The following is a 22962-nucleotide window of genomic DNA, read 5'->3' as shown; positions in this document are numbered from 1 at the left end:
ATAAAAATGGGGAAAAGTGATTGGATAGTTATCCTTTAAAGGACAAATCTTTTTGAATAATGAATCTAACAGCATGGTAAAACCTTTGAACAAAATAAAATTTGGTAAATAATTAGTTGTACTTTTGCCATTCAATAGAATTTATACAATTCATTTATTCATTAACATTCAATTTAATTACTATGAAAAATGTTACTTACAAAGTCCCTGGAGGCAAATACCTGATGAGCCTGGTATTCTTTACCTTTTTGGGATTACTCGTGAACCAGCGTGCTGTAGCGCAGGAGTTTGCCATTGATTTTGGCCGTTCAACTCCCGAGGTTGTCGTTGCTGAAGACAATTTACAGCAGCTCAATCTCCATTTCTCCTACAAAGGAATTCAGACGTTTACAGTTGAAACCGAAAAAGGGCTTCAATTTAACGAGATTTTCATTCCCGGTGCTTACGCAATTGGCGGATTGGGTACACCAAAGTTACCGGCTTCCAAAAAATTGATCGAAATTCCATTTGGCGCCGAAGTAACGGTTTCCGTAAAAAATTATACGATGACCGAATATCAGTTGTCGGAATATGGAATCAACTTTCCAATTATACCTAATCAGCCTTCCATCCGCAAAGATCAGGATGTTTCTGAGGTTCCGTTTGAATATGATGAGCAGATGTATAAAAAGGACTTTTTTATCGAGCATGAAATGGCTTCGGTAGAAGTTCTCGGTGTATTGAGAGGATATCGAATTGCACGTGTAACTGCAGCTCCCGTTAGCTATAATCCTGCAAAGGGGATATTGAGGGTATACAATGATATTGAAGTTGAAATCAGTTATTCCAATGTTGATGCGGCATTGACTGATTATGTCAAAGCATCCACCTGGTCGCCTTATTTCCAGGTTATCGAAAAAAGCCTGATTAACAATTTGACTGGTGGCGGCGGATATCCCAGCCACCCTGATCTTACCAAATACCCGGTGAAGTACCTGATCGTATCGCACAGAATGTTTGAAAATGATCTCCAGCCTTTTATCGAGTGGAAAACCAAAAAAGGATTTGAGGTGATTGTTGCTTACACCGATGTGATCGGCACTACTTACGCTCAAATCCAAACCTGGGTTCATGGCCAGTATAACCAGGGAACCCCAACCGATCCGGCGCCAAGTTTTGTTCTTTTCGTTGGCGACACGCCGCAAATCCCTGCAACCACCGGATCATCGTCAGGTAAGATGACCGACCTTTATTATGCCAGTGTTGACGGCGACTATTTCCCTGAAATGTATTACGGAAGGTTTTCTGCCACCAATTCGGCCCAATTGGTTTCACAAATTGCTAAGACGCTTTATTACGAAAAATACGAATTTACCGATCCTACTTACCTGGATGGCGTTACACTGATTGCCGGCGCCGACGGTACATGGAATCCCCGGGTTGGTCAGCCCACTGTACATTATGGGACGATCAACTATTTCAATGCCGCACATGGCTATACAAATGTCTATCCTTACCTGACAAGCCCTTATACAGGTTGCTACAGTCCTGAAAAAATTGCTGTAAGTATGATTAACTATACAGCACACTGCAGTGAAACTTCCTGGGGTGATCCCAACCTTTCGATCAGTATGGTTAACGCTTTCACCAACAACGGGAAATATCCGATTGCAATAGGTAATTGCTGTCTTGCAGCGGATTTCGGTTACGGTGAATGTATTGGCGAAGTTTGGCAAAGGTCTGCCAATAAAGGATCAGTTGCTTACTTAGGATCATCCCCCAGCAGCTATTGGTTTGAGGATTTTTACTGGGCAGTAGGCGCCTTCCCGATTCAAGGAACAAACAATGGCTATGTTCCCACCTTTGAAGAAACTACGTGGGGTGCTTACGATGCCCCTTTTGTGAGTGATTATGTAACCACCGGATCGACCAATTTTGTAGGTAACCTCGCAGTTACTGAGGTTCATATTCAGGGGTGGCCCAGCCATTCAAGCCCGACCTATTACTGGCAGGCTTATAACGTTTTGGGTGACCCGTCTTTGGTTCCTTATCACACACAGGGATCTGACAACACTGTATCTCACATGGCCATAGTTCCAATTGGGATGGATTATTATGAAGTAACTGCCGAAGCAGGTTCTTATGTAGGTATTTCAAAAGATGGCGTACTTCACGGCTCTGCGCTTGTTGGTGAAACCGGTGTTGTTGAAGTTCCCCTCGAACCCATCCTTTCCGGTGGCATGGTTGACATTGTTGTTACAAAACCTCAACGCATACCTTACATGGTTCAGATACCCGCTGCCGCTCTCGAAGGACCATACGTTGTGCTCGACAGCTACACAATCAGCGATCTTTCAGGAAATAATAACGGGCTGGCCGATTATGGCGAAAACATCAGTGTAAATGTAACCCTGAAAAACGTTGGCGCTGATCCCTCAGCAGCAGTTGTTGCAACAATTTCCGGCACTGACCAGTATATAACACTTACAAGTGCTGCATCACAAAACTTCGGCCCTATAGCAAACGGTGGAACCGCAACTGTTAACAGTGCTTACAGTTTCTCTGTAACCTCTTTCGTCCCAGATCAACACAAAGCACAATTCACGCTGACAATGACAGACGGAAGTGATACATGGACTTCAAACCTGTTTATTACACTTCAGGCGCCTGTTGTTGTAATTGCCGACTCTTTTATCATAGATGATTCTCAATCAGGAAACAATGACGGCATTCTCGACCCGGGTGAAACAGCTCTGGTAAAAATGAATGTCAATAATACAGGTCACAGTAATATCTCCAATGCAATAATCAGCATTGTATCCAATGATCCGATGCTCACCATCAATACTGCAAGTGTAAACATTGCCAGTATTGCTGCCGGTGGTTCTGAAGAAATCTCGATCAGTGTGAGTGCTGATGCTTCATCTCCTATTGGTTACCCTGTAAATGTTAACCTCTCTGCTACTGCAGGCCCTTCAGGTCTATACACAGATGAACAGACGATTACTGTAGTAATTGGTTTAATCCCTGAATACAACATGTCGAACCAGACGGTCACAACTTGTGTAGGTTTATTCTACGATTCAGGCGGCCCAGGTGGAGAATATGGCAACAACGAAAGTTTGACAATGACCTTCCTACCGGCTTCAACCGATGGAGTGATCAAGGTGAACTTCCTGTCATTTGAAACGGAGTCGAATTATGACTATTTATACATCTACAACGGTCCAAACGCCTCCTCACCGCAGGTTCCGGGAAGCCCATTCCATGGAACTACCAACCCGGGTATAATTTTAGCATTGAATGGCTCCGGTGCTTTGACATTCAAATTTACTTCAGATGGATCAATCACAAAAATCGGATGGGAAGCAGAAGTCAGCTGCCATTATATCACCGGTGTACCGGAATGCGCATCCAATCCCAATCCGGCCGACGAAGCTGTTAATGTTCCTATGAACACAACATTGACCTGGGTTTCGCTTGATGCCACTTTATTTGATGTTTATTTTGGGGTTGTACCAAACCCACCTTTTGTCGAAACAGCCACGATCCCGTCTTATTCACCCACAATGATGCCTAACACCACTTATTACTGGAAGATTGTTCCAAAAAATTCAAACGGCCAGGCAACGAATTGCCCTGTATGGTCGTTCACGACCAGCGGTCCCGAATACATGATGGGTAATGGAAACGTAACTGCTGCCAATGGTATGTTCTACGATTCAGGAGGCCCAGGCGCCAATTATGCAAGCAATGAAAACTTTACAATGACTTTTTTCCCAGCAAACACAGGACAGCCCCTTGAATTTACTTTTACCATATTTGATACTGAAGCCAATTATGATTATCTGCATATTCATAATGGCCCGGATATTTCGGCTCCTGCATTCCCCGGCAGTCCTTTCCATGGAACCACAAGTCCTGTCACTGTGACTTCAACACATGCCTCCGGTGCGATTACTTTCAAATTTACCTCTGACAACTCAGTTGTGAAAGCCGGTTGGGCTGCATCTTTCCAAACTATGGGAACATTAACCTGCAATATTACTTCAGAACCTGAAATGATCTGCCAGGGTGGATCTGCAATGCTATTAGCCAATCCTTCGGGCGGTACAGGAACTTACAACTGCACCTGGTCGCCAGCTGGTTCGCTAAGTAATCCCAACAGCCCAAACCCAATTGCTACCCCCGATGTGACAACCACATATACGGTTTCAATTGACGATGGAGAAACCATTGTAACGGATAGCTACACGCTTGTTGTTAATATCCCGCCACAGGTAAATCTTGGCGAAGACCAAACTGTGTGCGCTGATCAAACCATTACCCTAAATGCCACTACTGCTGGCGCAGTTAGCTACCTTTGGACACCAGGTGGTTACACTACCCCAACCATACAGGTTGACTCAACCGGAGTTGGTTTAGGCTCAGTAACCTATTCAGTAGTTGTTACAGATGCTAACGATTGTGAAGGAGAGGATTCTATCGTGATTACCTTCGATCCATGCATTGGCGTTAGCGAAATTAATGACAACCTGAGTTTGATGATTTTTCCAAATCCGGCCACAAACGTCCTGAATATCACCCTTAGAGGTATATCAGAAAAGCTCGGATATACACTGATGAATTACCAGGGTCAGCATGTTTACAGTCGTCAGATTGGCCAGCTTGATGGCTCGGTTACCCACCAAATTGAACTGGGTGATTTTGCCCGCGGTATTTACTACTTGCGCCTTAACACGAGCGATGATGTAATCATCAGAAAAGTTGTGATTCAATAGCATCACAAACCTTGATAAAAAGAAGCCCGGGTCAGTCAAATGATCCGGGCTTTTTTTATCATTAAATCGAAAAGGTTATAAATCCTTGCGCTTCAGATAGAACCAGATGATTCCTGTAAAGAATACAGCATAAGCAAGGCAAACAGCCAGGTCAGTGAGTGCAATACTCTCTTGCAGTGTAAAATTGATTTCAGGTGTTTTAATCGACACACTCGAAGTATTTACTGACCAAACCAGGTGGTTCATTGCATTCAGCGGCAAAAATTTGTCAAACTGATCAGGAGTGTAATATTGGATTATAGGCTCAACCATAATATAAAAAAGCAAGGCAATGATTGCGAATCCAGTTTTTCTGATTAAAATCCTAATCATCATTGCAAACGTCAGGTAGGTGAAAAGTTCTACAAAATATGCCGGCAGAAAATAAATCCTGCTAAATAACTGGCTGAAAGTAATCGTTGGCGTATTAACAAAACCAAGGTATAATCCTGAAAGAAAAAGGACCAGTGTAGAGAGCAGACTGAGCATAAAAACCAATTCGATTTTGGCAAGTAAAAAATGTTTCCTGCTTAAACCGTTTATGATATTTGACCGAATGGTGAGAAAAGAAAATTCGTTTGAGATCAAAATCACGACAAGAATAGCAAGGACTACTTTGATAAATGCCCTCAAACCAGCAAAAAAGGCAATATTTTGCCATACATCAGGGAAACTCAACAGTAACCTGGTAAACAACTTTGTGACCACTGATGCATTGGTTTTATCGGTCATATAGTTGAAGAATGCCGGCAACCCGATGACCGCAGATATCAAAACAAAAAGATAAAGCGCCACCATGAGCCAGAATGCCCTGTAATTGCGAATTTTCTCCCATTCAATCAACAGCAGTTTCATCATTTTCCCTGTTGTAAAATTTCAAAAAAATGCTGCTCCAGCGATTTACGGCGTTTGCTCAGGTGAGTCAGTACTATTCCTTTTTCCATCAGAAATTCGTTAATATCACCAGGTGAAACCCCTGGCTCAACACTGCAAATCAACAATTTATTATCCAATGTGATCGAAGTAATACCCTGATACTCTTTTAGGGCAACTGCAAGCATTTCGAGGTGATTTGAGGCCAGTTCAACTTTTGTGGATTCACTCAGCACTTCCTCAACACTGCCTGAATAGAGTTTTTTACCCTGATGCATTACTGCAAGATGAGAACAAACTTTCTGCACCTCATCCAGAAGATGGCTTGCCAAAATAATCGTCATGCCCTCACTCCCAATCCGAATAATAAGGTTCCTGATTTCGAAAATGCCCTGTGGATCAAGCCCATTGGTAGGCTCATCCAGTATCAGCACTTCCGGCTTTCCGATTAATACGGAAGCAATGGCCAGGCGCTGCTTCATCCCGAGTGAGTAGGTTCTGAACTTATCATCCTTGCGATGATAAAGGTCAACAATCCTGAGTACTCTTTCAAAATCGTTGAAGGGAATATCTTTAATTCTGGCAATAACCTTCAAATTGTTTACAGCCGAAAGGTAGGGATAAAAAACCGGCTGCTCAAGTGTGGCGCCCAGCCGCCTGCGGATTTGTGCTGTAGGTTCCTGCTCAAACCACCGGAAACTTCCTGCAGTTGGCCTGACGATGTCGAGAATTACTCCGAGGGTGGTAGTTTTCCCGCTTCCATTTGGGCCAAGGAGTCCATGAATTTCACCTTTATTAACCGTAAGATCAAAACCATCAACGGCATGAATGCGTCCGTAATGTTTTGAAAGACCGTTTATTTGAAGAATTGTGGGCAAGATTCAGTTTGATTTTCGTAAGACTATAGTAAGTAGATTTCAAAGGGTTTCAATTTTTCTAATCAAAATCCCTATCCGGGTTAGATGCACTGCATGGTAACAGGCCGAAACTGAAATTAACTTCCTATAGACTCATTTAGCCAGATAAAGTTACAGACTACTTTCCGTATTTTTCCAAAATTTCATCAATCACAGCATCTGTCAGCTCGAAACCAGAGAGGAATGGGAAGCCCTGCCATCTGACAATACCTTTTGGATCAATGATTACGACGTGCGGAATCCCGGAAACCTCGTAAATATTTTTCATCCGCTTCTGAGTGTCAATGGCACTGTAATAGTCTTTTTTTGGGTCTTTCAATGCCAATACTTTTGCTTCAGGCTCATCAGAAACGCCAATGACCACCATCCGGTCTTTGTATTTGTTGTGCCATTCGTTGAATTGGGGGATAGCACGCTTGCAGGGACCACACCAGGTAGCCCAAAAGTCAATCATCACAAATTTTCCTTTTGTATTTGGCTCGTCCGAAAGCCATTTTTCAACTACAAAATCCGGGGCTTTCTGATGATAGAAAGACTTCCCGTACATTTTCTTGCTAGGCGTTATATCTTGTGCCTGAGTGGTTTGAAACAAAAAAGCGAATGCTATAAAAAAAGCTAAAACAAATTTTGATGCGAATTTCATAAAGATTAAATTAAAAAGTTAGTGCGGCAAATTTAGGAATTCATCAATAAACACAAAGAAATTGTTGAAGTTCAAATGTTGGTGATGATTTTCCAATATGACTTCTGATTCTTTGGAAGGAAAAATCATCTTTTGCTTATTTTTCAGTGGGTTAAAAGAAAGAATATCAAGCTGGTGGGATAATCAAAAAAACACCTGAAAAGTTTGATAAAGAGTCTGGCCAGACAATCCTTTTTGTTGAGCGATTGATCAACCTTGTTGGTTGGAGTTGAAGAAGTTCATTTTTTTTTCACCAATTCGAATAAAATAATTATTTTGTAAACATTAATCTGATTAATATCTAATCATTTAAATTTTATCGCTTGATTATCAATGCCCATTCATATTACAGCCTGCGCTACGGAACGATTCCGGTGGAAGAACTGGTTGCGGAAGCGGCAAAAAAGGGAATCGAAACACTGGCTTTAACCGACATCAACAACTCGACCGGAACCATCGATTTTGTGAAGGCATGTAAACAGCAAGGTACTAAACCGGTGGCAGGCATCGAGTTCCGGCGGGATGACCGGCTGATTTACATTGGCATTGCCATGAACAATGAGGGTTTCAGGGAACTGAATGAATTTTTGTCGCAGCACAACCTGGAGCAAACTCCCCTACCCGACCGGCCGCCTGATTTTGCAAACGTTTTCGTAATCTGGCCGTTTTCAACCCCTCCGGAGCACAAACTCCGTGATTATGAATTTATCGGGATCAGGCCGGAGGAAGTGAGGAAAATGGTGACTTCAGCGCTCTGTGCCGATCATTCGAAACTGGTTGTTTTTCATCCGGTTACTTTTCTGAATCAAGAAGGCTTCCTGTTGCATCAAAACCTGCGGGCCATTGATAAAAACACGCTGATCACCAAACTGTCACCACAGGACTTTGCCCTTCCGGACGAATTACTCCTCCCCGTTAATCAGGTCATCAAGCCTTTTGCAGATTTTCCTGAAATTATTGAAAACACTCGAAAGTTGCTGGGTTCGTGCAGCATTGATTTTGAATTCAAAACATCCAAAAACAAACAGATTTTCACCGGCAGCCGCTACGATGACAAGGTGTTGCTCGAAAAGCTGGCGCTAGACGGAATGATTTACCGCTACGGGAAAAATGACAAAACCGCCCTGCAGCGGGTGCAACATGAGTTGGAGATCATTGACCGGCTTGGTTTTTCGTCGTATTTCCTGATGGCGTGGGACATCGTGCGCTATTCGATGGCGCGCGGGTTTTACCATGTTGGTCGCGGCAGCGGCGCCAACAGCGTGGTGGCCTACTGCCTCAAGATCACCGACGTTGACCCCATCGAACTCGACCTCTACTTCGAGCGGTTCATCAACCCGATGCGCACCAGTCCGCCCGACTTCGACATTGACTACTCATGGAAAGAACGCGACGAGGTGATTGACTACATTTTTAAGCGCTACGGACGCCGTCACACCGCGCTGATGGGGACAATTCCGACATTTAAAGACCGTTCGCCTCTACGGGAATTGGGCAAAGTGTACGGCCTCCCAAAATCCGAAATTGACGACCTAGTGGATTTTCCCGAAAAACGTCAAAACCGCGATAGCGTGACTTCACAGGTACTTAAGGTAGCTGCGCAGATGACCGACTTCCCAAATATCCGCAGCATTCACGCCGGCGGGGTATTGATTTCCGAGAAGCCCATCACCTGCTACACCGCCCTTGACCTCCCGCCAAAAGGATTCCCGACAACACAATGGGATATGTACGTGGCCGAAGACATTGGTTTTGAGAAGATGGACATCCTAAGCCAGCGTGGCATTGGGCACATAAAGGAATGTGCCGATATCATCAAATCCAACCGCGGCGAAGAGGTGGATGTCCACAATATTCCAAAATTTAAAAAGGATGCGCAGGTAAAGGCACAACTCAAACGCGCTGAAACCATCGGATGCTTCTATATCGAGAGTCCTGCCATGCGTGGCTTGCTTACCAAATTGCGGTGCGACAACTACCTTACGCTGGTGGCTGCCAGTTCCATCGTGAGGCCGGGTGTGGCGCGCTCGGGGATGATGCGGGAGTATATTCACCGTTTCCACCATCCGAACGACTTTGAATACATCCACCCGGTCATGGAAGAACAGTTGAAAGAGACCTTTGGCGTGATGGTTTACCAGGAGGATGTGCTGAAGGTTTGTCACCATTACGGTGGATTGAACCTGGCGGAGTCGGACGTGCTGCGGCGCGCCATGAGCGGTAAGGTACGCGGTAAGAAAGAGTTCCAGCAGATCGTCGACCGCTTTTTTGAAAAATCGCAACAACTCGGACGCGACGAGGCCATCACCAAAGAAGTATGGCGACAAGTGGAGTCATTCGCCGGATATGCCTTTTCCAAAGCCCATTCGGCCTCCTACGCCGTGGAAAGTTACCAGAGCCTTTACCTCAAAGCCCACTATCCGCTCGAATTCATGACAGCAGTGATTAACAACTTCGGGGGATATTACAAAACCTGGGTTTATTTTAATGAGGCCAAACGCTGTGGCGCCAAAATCGAACTGCCCTGCGTGAACCGCAGCGAGTACAAAACCACCATTTACGGCGACCAGATTTTTGTAGGATTTATTCACATCCAGAACCTCGAGAGTAAGCTTGGACTAAGGATCGTGGAAGAACGCCGCATCCACGGCATGTTTGCCGATCTCGAAGACTTTATCCAGCGCGTGCACCCCGGGCTGGACCAGCTTATTCTGCTTATCCGCACGGGAGCGCTGCGCTTCACCGGTATCAGCAAAAGTCGGCTGCTGTGGGATGCCCACCTCTTTTTTGGGAAAAGCAAACGCGACATCACCCAATCAGCGCTCTTTTTACCTCCAAAAAAGAATTTCACCCTGCCGCACCTCGAACACAGCGTGGTGGAAGACGCCTACGACGAAATTGAGCTGATTGGCTTTCCCGTTTCCATCAAATATTTCGACCTGCTCAAAACCCCTTTCCGAGGCGAGGTGATGGCCAGGGAGATGGCGGCCAACACCGGTAAAACAGTAAGGATGCTCGGCGAGCTGGTGACCCGCAAATTCACCAAAACGAAATCCGGACAGATCATGAACTTCGGTACTTTCATCGACGTGCAAGGGGAATTTTTTGACACGACCCATTTCCCCAAAACCCTCGATCAATGGCCATTTCGCGGGCATGGCGTTTATCTCCTTTTAGGAAAAATTGACGAAGAATTTGGCTTCCAGAGCATGATAGTGGAGAAAATGGCCAAGCTGCCGATTGTACCCGACCCGCGGAGCGGGTAATGGTACAGTATGCTTCATAGGACATACCTGAGGCCGAGAAACGAAGAATCACTCCGAGAGTTTAAATTGTTTTCGATTGATCGACGAAAATGGTTAATATTGCATGCTGAATAATAGTTATCTAAACCATCACTTCAGTTTTTGATGAAAGCACCAACATTAACAAGTTTGAATAAGGAAACAAAAGGCTTTGGGACTGCACCGGTTTTTTTTACGGCCATTTCTACTATCCTTGGCGCCATCCTTTTCCTGCGTTTCGGTTTTGCCGTGGGAACACTTGGTTTTATGGGGACATTACTTATTGTAATTCTCGGCCATGCAGTTACCATTCCTACAGCACTAGCCATTTCAGAGATTGCCACCAATTTTAAGGTTGAAGGTGGAGGTGAATATTTTATCATGTCCCGCTCGTTTGGGTTGAATATTGGCGCCACCATAGGGATTGCCCTGTTTTTATCCCAGGCAGTGAGTGTAGCATTTTATGTCATTGCTTTTACGGAGGCTTTTGATCCATTGTTCAAGATTTACGCTGATCGTTTTGGTGTTGAGCTTCCACGGCAGGTGGTGAGTATCCCGGCAATGGGTTTACTTGCCTTGCTGATGCTGACCAAAGGGGCAAATATGGGTGTAAAAGCACTTTACGTAGTGGTGGGTATCTTGTTTTTTTCGTTGGTAATGTTTTTCATTGGAACGACAACCTTTGCTGAAACATTCGATTCATCAGATATCCTTGGGGATTTTAGAAATAGCAATGATTTTTTCTTTGTTTTTGCAGTTATTTTTCCGGCCTTCACAGGTATGACTGCAGGGGTTGGCCTGTCGGGTGATCTTGAAAAACCCCGACGTTCGATACCCATTGGCACTACAGCTGCAACATTCAGCGGCCTGTTGGTTTACATCTTTATTCTTTACAAGTTAGCTGTTTCAGCAAGCCCCGATGATCTTGTCAATGATCAACTCATTATGGCAAAAATTGCCTATTTCGGCGCCTGGATTGTTCCCCTTGGGCTTGCGGCCTCCACTATATCTTCAGCGCTTGGCTCAATAATGGTAGCGCCACGGACACTTCAGGCGCTTTCACTCGACCAGGCTTTCCCATCAAAAAAAGTCAATTACTTCTTCGCCAAGGGTGTCCCAGGTACACATGAGCCCCGAAACGCTTCCATGATGGTAATTGTCATTGCATTTATTTTCATTGCTTTGGGTGATGTAAATGCAGTGGCAAAGATCATTTCGATGTTTTTCATGGTTACGTACGGTTCTCTCAATCTTATTTCATTTTTGAACCATTTCGGCGCTGACCCGTCCTACAGGCCTTCGTTTAAGTCGAGATGGTACTTCTCCCTCATTGGATTTATCCTAAGCGTTTGGCTGATGTTTAAAATGAATACCCCGTATGCCCTTGGTTCGATCATTATCATGGTGCTTATCTATTTGTATATGAACCATTATCATAAAGACCGGAAAGGTCTTGAAACCCTATTCAAGGGTGCTCTTTTCCAACTCAACCGTAATCTCCAGGTGTTTTTGCAAAAATCAAAGAAAAGCCTGTCAGATGATTCCTGGAGACCTTCGGCAATTTGTGTGTCAAAGGATTCACTCAGGCGGGAAGAAGCTTTCGAGTTGCTTGCATGGATTTCGCATAATCATGGCTTTGGAACTTACATCCATCTGATTGAAGGATATTTTTCGAAAGCCACAAATGAAAAATCAAAAGAGATACTTGAAGAACTGATCAGGAAATCCGAAAAACGAAAAAGCAATGTATACATCGACACGATCATTTCGCCCAGTTACACATCAGCCATAGCGCAGATCATTCAATTGCCGGGTATTTCAGGTATGGAAAACAACATGGTAATTTTCGAGTTTTTTAAGGATAATCCGGATAATCTCACACAAATCATTGATAATTTCAACCTGGTAAGGGCAGGAAATTATGATGTTTGCATCCTCGGTAGTTCTTCGCGAAGAATGATTTACGAAAATGGCATTCATGTGTGGATCAGCAGTACAGATGCTGAAAATGCCAATCTGATGATTCTTTTAAGTTACATAATCATCGAACATCCTGACTGGCGTAAAAGTGAAATTAAAATATTCTCCCTGGCAAAAGAAAGCGAAAAACAACAGGTTGAAGCTAATCTGATCCAGTTAATTGACTCTGGCCGTTTGCCAATTTCTCCTTCCAACATTCAGATTATTCAACGCAACGAAAATGAGAATAGGAAAAAACTTATCGCTAAAAAATCTTTCAACGCAGGACTTACAATTATTGGTTTCCACGCCGAACAAATCAACCATGATGGCGAAGAACTATTCAAAGGCTACGATGATTTATTTAATGTGCTTTTCGTATGTGCCAATGACAATAAAACGATTAAGTAGTCTCTGCCAGAAAACTATTAAAGTTGAAAATCAAATTTATGGAGTTTTCTGGCAGAGACTAAGTAGATGAAGTAAAAAATCAATCGCCGGAAAATTACTGCCTTTCCAGGTTCATTGCCTTCTTAAGCGATGAATCTTAATGAATGCCAATGTGGCCAATCAAACTTTATTTATTTTTACAGCTTTAAAGATTCGTTTATGACCAGATCACAGCTCAAAGAAAATATTCGTAAAAAAAAATCTTACCTCTGCATAGGTCTTGATACCGACATAAAAAAAATCCCTTCCTACCTCAACCGTCTTGATGACCCCGTTTTTATTTTCAACAAAGCGATCATTGATGCAACCCATGATTTAGCGGTAGCCTATAAATTGAATTTGGCTTTTTATGAAAGTGAGGGTATCAAAGGCTGGCAGAGTCTCGAAAAAACAATCCGGTACCTCGATGGTCTAAATGGAACTGTGCTTACGATTGCTGATGCCAAGCGGGGTGACATTGGAAATACATCGGAGATGTACGCAAAGGCTTTTCTGGCCGAACCTCCCGAAGGATTTGGATTTGATGCCATCACAGTGGCGCCTTATATGGGCAGTGATTCGGTAAAACCATTTTTCAATTATCACGAAAAATGGGTGATTCTGCTTGCATTGACTTCTAATATTGGTGCAGCCGATTTCCAAAACCAAAAGTTGGTGAATGGAGAGCAGCTTTTTGAGCAGGTCATCAGGCAATCAAAAGCATGGGGCAATGGTGAAAACATGATGTATGTGGTCGGTGCTACCAAAGCCGGAATGATCGGGGGTATCCGAAAATTAATCCCTGATCATTTTTTATTAATTCCGGGGGTCGGCGCCCAGGGCGGCAGCCTGGAAGAGGTATCCAAAGCCGGATTAATCAATGATTGCGGGTTATTGGTCAATTCTTCAAGAGGGATAATTTTCGGTTCGTCAGGGAAAGATTTTGCTGAAAAAGCAAGGGAGGAAGCATTGAAAATTCAGAAGGAAATGGCTGTATTTTTATCAATCAGTTCATTTCGTTAACATTCCAGTGTTTACTTTGTTTATTATCATAAAATTGGCAATTATGAAAATAGGCGACCTGAACCCTCTTGTTGCCGGTATAAATTATCTCATCACTAAAATCTTGAAAAACATTGAATTTCGAATCATTTAACCTGCACCCGCACATCATGGAAGGTGTTGACGCAATCGGTTTTGAAAAGCCTACACCCATCCAGGAGCAAGCCATTCCGGTAATCCTTCAGGGCAGTGACCTGATTGCCTGTGCACAGACCGGAACCGGCAAAACAGCAGCCTATGTGCTCCCCTTGCTTCACAGCATTATTTCCGATACATCAAATCTAAACGACATCAAAGCATTGATTATAGCACCCACAAGAGAACTTGCAATGCAGATTGACCAGCAACTCGAAGGATTCTCCTATTTCGCCGGGGTGAGCTCAATAGCAGTTTACGGTGGCGGCAGCGGCACAGATTTCGAAGTGGAGCGCAAAGCCATCAAAACAGGAACGGGCATCATTGTGGCAACTCCCGGGCGTTTGATCTCCCACCTCAACCTTGGCTATGTGAACCTCAAGCACCTTAAACATTTGATCCTTGACGAAGCTGACCGAATGCTCGACATGGGATTTTTGCCCGACATACAAAGGATAGTAAGTTTTTTACCTAAAAAAAGGCAAACCCTGATGTTTTCGGCCACAATGCCTAAAGAAATAAGAGCACTGGCCCGTAAGGTGATGCACGAGCCTAAAGAAATCACCCTCGAAATTTCAAAACCGCCAGAAAATGTACTCCAGGCTGCCTATTTTGTTTCTGACAACCAAAAAACAGCGCTGCTCAAAAAATTGATCACAGGCAAAGATTTGCCATCAATACTTATTTTTTCTTCTACAAAATCGAGGGTGAAAGACCTTGAGCATGAAATGATTCGGATGAAATTCAATGTAAAGGCTATCCATTCAGATCTCGATCAGAATGAACGCCGGGATGTGCTCAGGCTTTTCAAAAACAGGGAAGTTCAGATTCTGGTGGCTACCGACATCGTTTCACGTGGCATTGACATCGAAAATATCAGCCTTGTAATCAACTTTAATGTTCCTCAGGATGCCGAGGATTACGTTCACCGTGTCGGTCGCACCGCGAGGGCGGAAAAAACAGGAGTTGCACTCACGTTTGTAAACCATCGGGAAACCGGCAGCTTTAAAAGAATTGAGCAATTAATTGGGAATGAAATTAAAAAGTTGCCATTACCTGAGGGACTGGAGCCATCTGCTGAACCGGGAAACATCAATCAGCATAAAAAACACGGGGCATTTCAAAAAAAGAAACCCAGGGAGGGAAGAAGCAAAAATCAACGTCCCTCAAAACCGGCAAAATCTGAATAGATCTTATAATTTTGACAAATGACAAAAAAAGCGATTTGGTTGATTTTACCGGAAATCAACTGAGAAACTTGAATCCGGAAATCCGTTGAAAAGTAAATTAATACTTTTGCCACGGGTTTATTTAACTTGTTTATATGAGTATTCCAATAAAAGAGCTTGATTACGATAAACTTAAGAAGGTTGTTCAGGAAAAGGACCACCGTGTAATTTTCCGTAAAACCAACGTCATCCCGGAGGACGAAGACCTTTTTGAGGAGTTGAAAGCATACATTAATTATGATAATATTCCGAATAAATCGGTACTGGGTTTGGACATTTATCAATACAGCACCGGCTATGGTGTAATTGAACAGGCACTTATGCCATTTCTGGTCCGAAGGCTGATGGAGACTGCTATTGATCAGTGTTTTGCCAATCATAAATATATTTTTCAGAAATACGACCGTAAGCGTATCTACGATCATTTCATCAGCACCGGAGATGGGGGATTTTTCATTTTTGACACGCCTTTGCATTCGCTGTTATTCGCCATCAATTTTGCCATTGTTCTGCGGGTTTACAATGCTTTCCATTTTTACCCAAAACTTCGCCGTATCATTGGAAGTATCAATCTAAGATATGCTATTACCTACGATAAAATTTACAAGTTTGGTGATAATTATTTTGGAAGGGCAATTATTAACAATGCGCGGATTTTGCAACGAGATAATCTTAACCGCTGTTTGATTGACCAAAATGTGAACACCTGGTTCCTGGTTAACATAGGCGGATTGGAAAATATGCAGGTCATCACCATGTCGGAAATTGCAAATATCCACGATTTGCTGGATGATTATGACAGCAGCATCCTCGACGAATACCCTGATGAGATTTTCGGAATCATCGAAAAAAGAACGTACGGAATTATCAACTCCGATATTCTGAAGATTGGAAAAATTCAATCAAAGTCCACTGAATTAAATATTTACCTTCTTCACCTGCAAGTTTCGATTAAGCTTGTAAACGACGATGACCCCAATCAGACAAAAGTTTTTACAATTAGTCTGGGCAACCTGAATACAGCAGGAATCTGATCTGAGATTAACTCATAATTTTGATCCAGCACAGTGATTTACCTCATCCTCGCCGTCCTCACCTCCACCCTGATCATCATCACATTCAGGTTATTTGAACGTTTTCACATCAGCACACTACAGGCCATAACAGTTAATTACCTTGTAGCGTCAGCTTTTGGATACCTTAGTTTTGGCAGGCAACCTGGATTTTCCGAAATTACTTCTCAACCCTGGTTTTTATTTGCCCTGATCATAGGGGTTACATTAATTGTCTCATTTAACTTGTTTGCCCTTTCAGCGCGCTTTGCAGGTGTTTCGGTAACAGCCATCTCCAGCCGCATGTCGGTAATTATTCCGGTGATACTGGGATTTATAGCCTTTGGCGATACAGCCGGATGGATTAAAATCACGGGAATTGTTGTCGCACTTGTAGCCTTTTATTTCACGTCAAAAAAAGATAAAAAAGTACATCTCAATGTAAAATATGCCTATCTGCCTGTCTTTCTATTTGCTGCTGTAGGGCTTAATGATTCGCTGATGAAAGTGGCTGAACATTATTTTATCCATGGTGACTTCGTGTTGTTCCTGGCAACGGCTTTTGGAGTTGCATTGATTTTGGGAGTGGTTGTGCTGATGATTAAAGGCAAAAATGAAAAATTTGCTTTTAGGAATGTGATCGCAGGAATTGTCCTCGGACTACTCAATTGGTATTCAACGCTATATTTCTTAAAGGGGATAAGCCTTTTCCAGGTCTCTTTTTTTGTTCCGGTGTATAATGTAGGAGTAGTGGCACTGGCCTCAGCTACCGGTTTTATCCTTTTCACCGAACGCCCTACAACATCCAAACTTGCAGGAATAGGGCTCGCTTTAATTGCGATATTTTTAATAGCCAACGGCTAATGAGGCCTGCTTTTTCCGCTTCGATAAAGGCTTACTATTTTTTATTCATTTTGTTCAAGGATCGGTTGCCGATGAACAGATCATGATTCATGTGTCTCGGTTGCTTTTTGATTCTGCTCTCCTTCCTTTTCTTTGCCCACAATAGTTTCAATTGCTTTCTGTGCCAGGCGTTCAGAAAAACCGGACACAAAAGCAACGGTGAAATAGTCCAGCGGGTCTTTGATCGAAAAGCTGAAAATTTGAATATTTTCGGCTATCGAAGATCGGAGGATGAGAAAAATAAACACCGAAAAACCAGCGCCGACAAAAATTTTACTTAGGGTAATTACCCTGCTGCTGCCTATTTCTGTTATGCGGGAAGAACTTGAAAGATACCTTGTAAAAAGAATGGCGCTGGTAGTGGCACCAAGCAAGCCAAAAAGCAATACCCCAAGCAGGTACAACCAGATGTTGGCCGGATCATTAAAATCCATCCCGAAACACCTGATTGTATAATAGAAATATAGACCAATTCCTGCAATACCAAATGAAAGCAACGTGAAGAGCAACCTGAATAAGGTTTGTGATAGCCGGTTTTTGTAATACTGATTGTTGTAGTGCTCATCTTTAAGCTCCACAGCCCTTACCAATGCCTGATGCGAAGGGGCGTCGAGCATATCGAATTTTTTCTGGCCAATCAGCTCAAGCACCGCATCTTTACGCCATTCATTCAATTTTGCCGTTTCCATGCGGAGTTCGTTAGCGAGGTTAATTCGTTCTTTGTCGTCCATGCCAAAAATTTCCATTCGTTTGGCCGTATGGAAGGCTTTCCAGGCTTCATCAATTTTGAAATCCTGTAAAAATTCCTCTGATTTCTCAACCAGCTTCTCAGCCTGCTTTGCCCATGGAGCATCCTTGAGATTTTTTTCGGTTACCCTTCTTGTCAGTTGTGGCTTGTAGCATTCAATGTCACCGGCAAGCCGGGAATAACGGGCGTTGTACTCTTTTGTAGAGATTCTTTTCCAAATTGTTTTTAGTCTTGTTTTCATTTTGATTCATGTTTTTTGATGGAAAATTCATCTGTAAGCATCTATTTTGACTACAATTATATACTGATGCCATAGATTACCATCATTCAAGGTTTATGGCAAACGATTATTGGAATAAGTAAGCACCTGGTTGAGTAAATTATCCACATCATCCAATCCGGCCTGAATCTGAGCCTCCTTGTCGGAATTCAGATTTCCCGTTAATGTCGGAAGCGTTAGGGCTTCTAATGTTAACCCGGCAACTCCGGCACTCGAACGCAGAGTTACAAGCAAAGGATTACAAGCAGTCACAAAATTGTTCCATATGTCACGTCCCTGATTGTAATGATTTTCCCACTCAGTAATTACTTGTTCTGTGGCGGCTACGTTCATCCGGTTTTCAATTTCGTAACGTTGCGCCCACCAGGTATTGATAGATGTGTTGAAGTTGTTCTTTGCGGACTGAATATCTAAAGCACCCTGCAACATTGCAGTCAACTCTAGAGATGGTGTAGATTGGCTTTGATTGGCACGCAATGTATCCGTGAGTTCTGCTCCTCTGATTGCATCTGCAAATACCCCTGAATGACAGGCATCGGTATTGATGACCAGGTTAACTAAATTGCTCCTGGCGGTGTCCCTAATCGCAACCATTTGTGCCGGTGTGAAGACAGAACCGTCAATGCCCACCAATCCTTCAATTAACCCATGACCGCTAAAGTAAAAAAAGAGTTCGCTGCCTTGCTGCAGACGATTTATCTGATTGGTCAACTCCTGATTGATCTGAGTAGCATTTTGGTCAGTCAAAAGGGTGACAACATAATTCAAATCTCTCATTCTTGCAGCAACCGACTCAGCATCGGAAATAGTTGTAGTTAAGGGTCTATTTCTCACGGCCATACTGCCCATGTTGGTATTCTCGTCATAGTTGCCATTTCCGATCACCACAGCAACCTTTTCAGCAGTTTCATTTTCTGGTGGCGATGAGGCTTGTCCGAGTGAAACGCCTGCCCTCTCTTCGGCGCTTCCGGCTCTTGATCCGAACCTTCGCTGCCCGCTTCCTACTGCACTTGTGGCTTCACCTGCAGTTTGAGCCCTTTGTAACTGACGGATCAAAGCCTGCGTAAGCAATCCGCCTGATTCATCCGGGTAAGTAGCTCTAAATGCCTGAACCGAGGTTGCTACATCTATCCTTGACCGCCTACTTTCATCATCTTCCTGGGTCATTTGCACTACTCTATTTACACCTTTGGTGACGTGATGCTTAGCCTGACTGTAAGCAGTTCCTCCAGATTTTTTTGATATTGAGGGGGAAGATGAAAAAGTTTGCTGCACAACATGTGTTAGTTCATGAGCAAGCAGATGCTTTCCGGTTTGGGTTTCGGGACTAAATTGATTTTTGGCAAAATAGATATCACTGCCATGTGTGAAAGCTTTGGCATTTATTGCATGGCTTAGGGTTGATGCATTGTTATCGGCGTGAATTTTTACATTGCCAAAGTCGGCCCCAAAACGGCTTTCCATGAATGATCTTGGCGCCTCAGGCAGCGGTTTACCATTACTCTTTGAATGGGTTAGCTGGTTCCCGAGCCAGGATGTCTCCTCAACTGCATGATCCGATCTGGCTTGCAGTATTTCTCTATTCCCAAAGCGCTGCAACCATGGAGTTACCTCAGTTCTCTGAGATTTCATCTGAATTTTATCCTCTTCTTCATCGCTTTTTCGAATGACATTATTTTCTGGCATTTGCATGATGCGGTCTGCAACCTGATCGGCCTCCTGTTCATAACGGTCGCCGGACTGGCCAACTTCCAACTTGGGCATGATTGCTACCGGATGACGCTCAGAAACTGCAAATTCTGCTGCTGCTCTTGCCATATTTCTGTCTTTGTCCAGGGTTTGTTCTGCTTTCTTTTTCATAGTGTTGTGTTCTATAGTGTTCTTCCTTCTTTCGTTAGTTCTTTCCTGATTCCGTCGGTGATAAACTGCGCAGTGATCAGGTTTTGTCCTTTGCGTAAGGCTGACAGGGAGGCAAACCTGATGATGTTCATGATAGCGCCCCCTGAGATTTCGAATCTTTCTGCAATTTGTTCAAGATTCACATCTTTGGCCAATTGAGATTTTTCAGAAAACCCATTTGTCCAGATTTTCAGGCGCTCTTTAGCGTCAGGCATTGGAAAGTGAATGATGGACTCGAAACGCCGTGTAAAAGCATCATCCATATTTTCTTTTTGGTTGGATGCCAGAATCACCACGCCGTCGTGATCTTCTATTCGTTGTAGCAGGTAGGAAACCTCTTGGTTGGCATAACGATCGTGGGCATCAGCTACTTTGGTACGTTTTCCAAAAAGGGCGTCTGCTTCATCAAAAAAGAGAATCCAATTCTTGTTTTCAGCCTGGTTGAAGATTTTAGACAAATTTTTCTCTGTTTCACCAATATATTTGGAAACAACCAGCGAAAGATCAATGCGATAAACATCTTTTCCTGAGGTTTTTCCAAGCAAACTAGCCGTTAATGATTTGCCGGTTCCCGGCGGTCCGTAGAACAAGCAGCGGTATCCTTTACGAAATTTTCGTGCAAAACCCCATTCCTCAAGCAATGTCTGTCCATGTATCATCCATCCTTTGATTTCTTCGAGTTGCTCGTGCGTACGGTCATTGAGCACAAGATCATTCCAGGTGAGATGAGTGGTAATGCGTTTTGCAGGAAAATCCATACTTAGGTTAGGTTTATGAGTTGTTCCAATAGTAATTAAGTCAATAAAATCGCGTGACACAGACAAAGCACCACTTAGAGCAGGTTCCCCTTGCAATGCTGGTTCGAGTGTCAAAATCTGGTGTTTGGCAAAGAAATGATCGGCACTGAAAAGATGAAAGCACTCACTGCGTTTTTCAAGATCATTACCACCCAGCAGAAACATCACTGTTTCGCCAGTGGGAAGGAATCCACCGTGTTGTCTGCCCTTTATCCCGCCTATTTCAGTAAAACCCCGTCCTGTTTTCTCATTGACAGCCCAGAAAATATCGAGCAATTGTGGCCTGAGATGCGGTGTCAGTGCAAGAACAAGCAGCAAACGTTCTTCAAAAGTCAGGTTGTAATAGCTGATAAAACTTGCGTAAAGCGAATATTCCGGATTGAATGCCGGAGGTTGGATTTCAGCAATGGTAGCAATACGGCTTTCTTTTCCATATAAAAATTGCATCCGGGCGTCGAGCACTTCAGCAAACCATCTGAGTTCCATCTCAAGATCGTCAGCGTTGGTTTTTATTGTTGTTTCTTTTACCATTCAACATAAAGTATTTCACTCATCCAGGGTTCTTTAATTGTACTGATTGGCCACGGGAGGTTGTCGCGTAAAATATCTACTCCTTTTCGTTCAACTTTCAGGTGGTAACTCCGGTCTCCAGAGCGAAGAATTCCATGGCGTTGCAGAAAAGTCTCGCGAAGGGACTCAATAGAAGTGTTTTTCAACACTGTCCAGTTTTTGCACATTTCCATTAAAAACTCATTGAGCTCAGCCTTTTCATCTTTACTCAGTCTGATGGACTTTCGAACGGGTTGGATTAAAGGCCAGCCTGTAAGTATTTTATTCAATTGCAACTCGTGTTCTTCAGCTTTTGCATATCCGGTAACAAGGTATTGAAGAAATAATAAAGCCTTTTCCTGATGTTTCTGACTGATGAAATTGACACCTGACAGCAATTTCAGATTTTCGAAAAGTGTTTTCAGGTAAGGCCAGAAAATTACCAGTCCGCTATTCGTGATGACCATTTCCTTTTTTGTTTGTAAATCCCTTTCAACCTCCTCATTTTTGATTGTTATAGCAGGTGTTGTGACTTTTCTTAAATTTTGATTTTCTGTTAAAACTGATTTTATGGGTTCGGGCAATTGCATTAGTAAATGTTTCGGATTCAGTTTATTTTCAATGCAGATCAGTGAAAAAAGCTGCGATGAAAATCTTTCTTTAAAGTCATTAACATCGTCAGTTTGAATGAGAATCAACCATACCAGGTCCGTCCATTCGCTGAATGTTTCTTTATCGGTAGCAATATTTTTAATAAAAATATCGCTGATCATTCCGGTTGTTTGGAAAATAAATTCTGCCAGTTTCGGATAAAAATTACTGATCAACTGCCGGTTGAACCGGGGTGAAAATTGAATCTTCAAACGATACCTGGTTCCCGTTAAAGCCAGAGTGCTTTTCAATTTGGATAAAATATAGGGGTTTCCGGTTGCTGTTTCTTTCAGAACAGCATCCTCCAGTTCATTAATTGTCAATTGTCCGGCCCACCATGGGTAATGGCCTTTTTGTAAAAAATATATCAGAACTTCGCTCCAGTATTCAGATGATGAAATTTTGGTCATATTTCTCCTGTCGCCATCTTTCTCTCTGCCATTTATCCGGTTTAACAGGGCCTTGGTCAATTGTTTCCGAAGTGCCTCGTAAAGTTCACCATGGGTGACTACTCCCAGGTTTAATTCTAACCGGTCGATGATTATCGACTCATTATTTATCGGGATTTGGGAAAATGACGATGACAATTCTTCTTTTAAACGATTTTCAAAAGTAGTTGGAAATATCAGTTGCAGCTCTTTGACCACTGTTTCCGAATCCAACTCAAGGTTGAAAATCAATTTTCCGATGCGATGTTGACGAGGTTCCATGTCA

14 protein-coding genes are annotated in these 22962 nt (G+C 43.1%); 7 read left to right on the top strand and 7 right to left on the bottom strand.

From position 1 onward, the window contains the following. Positions 1–182 precede the first annotated feature (182 nt). Positions 183–4760, top strand: a complete 4578-nt coding sequence (locus IH598_08970; protein ID MBE0638640.1) for a T9SS type A sorting domain-containing protein — start codon at positions 183–185, stop codon at positions 4758–4760. 75 nt (positions 4761–4835) lie between these two features. On the opposite strand, the gene IH598_08965 is transcribed toward IH598_08970, so the two are convergent. From IH598_08965 to IH598_08955, 3 genes are all read right to left on the bottom strand, one after another. Beyond that, positions 4836–5654: a hypothetical protein gene (locus tag IH598_08965; GenBank protein MBE0638639.1), complete on the bottom strand. Its 819-nt coding sequence runs from the start codon at positions 5652–5654 to the stop codon at positions 4836–4838. After that, complete coding sequence (locus tag IH598_08960; GenBank protein MBE0638638.1) at positions 5654–6550, bottom strand: ATP-binding cassette domain-containing protein; 897 nt, start codon at positions 6548–6550, stop codon at positions 5654–5656. The genes IH598_08965 and IH598_08960 overlap by 1 nt, the downstream gene beginning before the upstream one ends. 157 nt (positions 6551–6707) lie before the next feature. Next, entirely contained in the window at positions 6708–7232 is a 525-nt protein-coding gene (locus IH598_08955; GenBank protein MBE0638637.1) for a TlpA family protein disulfide reductase, read from the bottom strand. A 365-nt stretch (positions 7233–7597) separates the two neighbouring features. Between IH598_08955 and IH598_08950 the strand changes: the two genes are divergently transcribed. The 6 genes from IH598_08950 (at position 7598) to IH598_08925 (ending at position 17285) form a co-directional block, all read left to right on the top strand. After that, a complete protein-coding gene (locus IH598_08950) occupies positions 7598–10537 on the top strand; it encodes a DNA polymerase III subunit alpha (GenBank protein ID MBE0638636.1) in 2940 nt (979 codons plus the stop codon). 144 nt (positions 10538–10681) lie between these two features. Beyond that, positions 10682–12925: an amino acid permease gene (locus tag IH598_08945; GenBank protein ID MBE0638635.1), complete on the top strand. Its 2244-nt coding sequence runs from the start codon at positions 10682–10684 to the stop codon at positions 12923–12925. 198 nt (positions 12926–13123) lie between these two features. Further along, positions 13124–13966: an orotidine-5'-phosphate decarboxylase gene (pyrF, locus tag IH598_08940; protein MBE0638634.1), complete on the top strand. Its 843-nt coding sequence runs from the start codon at positions 13124–13126 to the stop codon at positions 13964–13966. Positions 13967–14115: 149 nt separating this feature from the next. Further along, the gene (locus IH598_08935; protein MBE0638633.1) at positions 14116–15330 is read left to right on the top strand and encodes a DEAD/DEAH box helicase; all 1215 of its coding nucleotides are present in this window, start codon (positions 14116–14118) and stop codon (positions 15328–15330) included. A 134-nt stretch (positions 15331–15464) separates the two neighbouring features. Beyond that, a complete protein-coding gene (locus tag IH598_08930; protein ID MBE0638632.1) occupies positions 15465–16403 on the top strand; it encodes a hypothetical protein in 939 nt (312 codons plus the stop codon). 33 nt (positions 16404–16436) lie between these two features. Further along, positions 16437–17285 carry a DMT family transporter gene (locus IH598_08925; GenBank protein MBE0638631.1) on the top strand — a complete coding sequence of 283 codons (849 nt, stop codon included), beginning with the start codon at positions 16437–16439 and terminating at the stop codon, positions 17283–17285. A gap of 80 nt (positions 17286–17365) precedes the next feature. Here IH598_08925 and IH598_08920 read toward each other — a convergent pair whose 3' ends face one another. The 4 genes from IH598_08920 to IH598_08905 form a co-directional block, all read right to left on the bottom strand. Continuing rightward, positions 17366–18313 (bottom strand): hypothetical protein, encoded by a 948-nt coding sequence (locus tag IH598_08920; GenBank protein MBE0638630.1) that lies wholly within the window; start codon positions 18311–18313, stop codon positions 17366–17368. Between the two features lie 93 nt (positions 18314–18406). Next, positions 18407–20212 carry a DUF4157 domain-containing protein gene (locus tag IH598_08915; protein MBE0638629.1) on the bottom strand — a complete coding sequence of 602 codons (1806 nt, stop codon included), beginning with the start codon at positions 20210–20212 and terminating at the stop codon, positions 18407–18409. An 11-nt stretch (positions 20213–20223) separates the two neighbouring features. Beyond that, positions 20224–21579 carry an ATP-binding protein gene (locus tag IH598_08910; GenBank protein MBE0638628.1) on the bottom strand — a complete coding sequence of 452 codons (1356 nt, stop codon included), beginning with the start codon at positions 21577–21579 and terminating at the stop codon, positions 20224–20226. After that, a complete protein-coding gene (locus IH598_08905; GenBank protein ID MBE0638627.1) occupies positions 21573–22958 on the bottom strand; it encodes a hypothetical protein in 1386 nt (461 codons plus the stop codon). Before IH598_08905 ends, IH598_08910 begins: the two co-directional genes overlap by 7 nt. Positions 22959–22962: the final 4 nt, after the last annotated feature.

The sequence above is a fragment of the Bacteroidales bacterium genome, assembly GCA_014860585.1.
GTDB lineage: Bacteria > Bacteroidota > Bacteroidia > Bacteroidales > 4484-276 > RZYY01.
The sequence above is the reverse complement of the archived record's forward strand: the minus strand, read 5'-3'. Positions and strand labels throughout refer to the sequence as shown.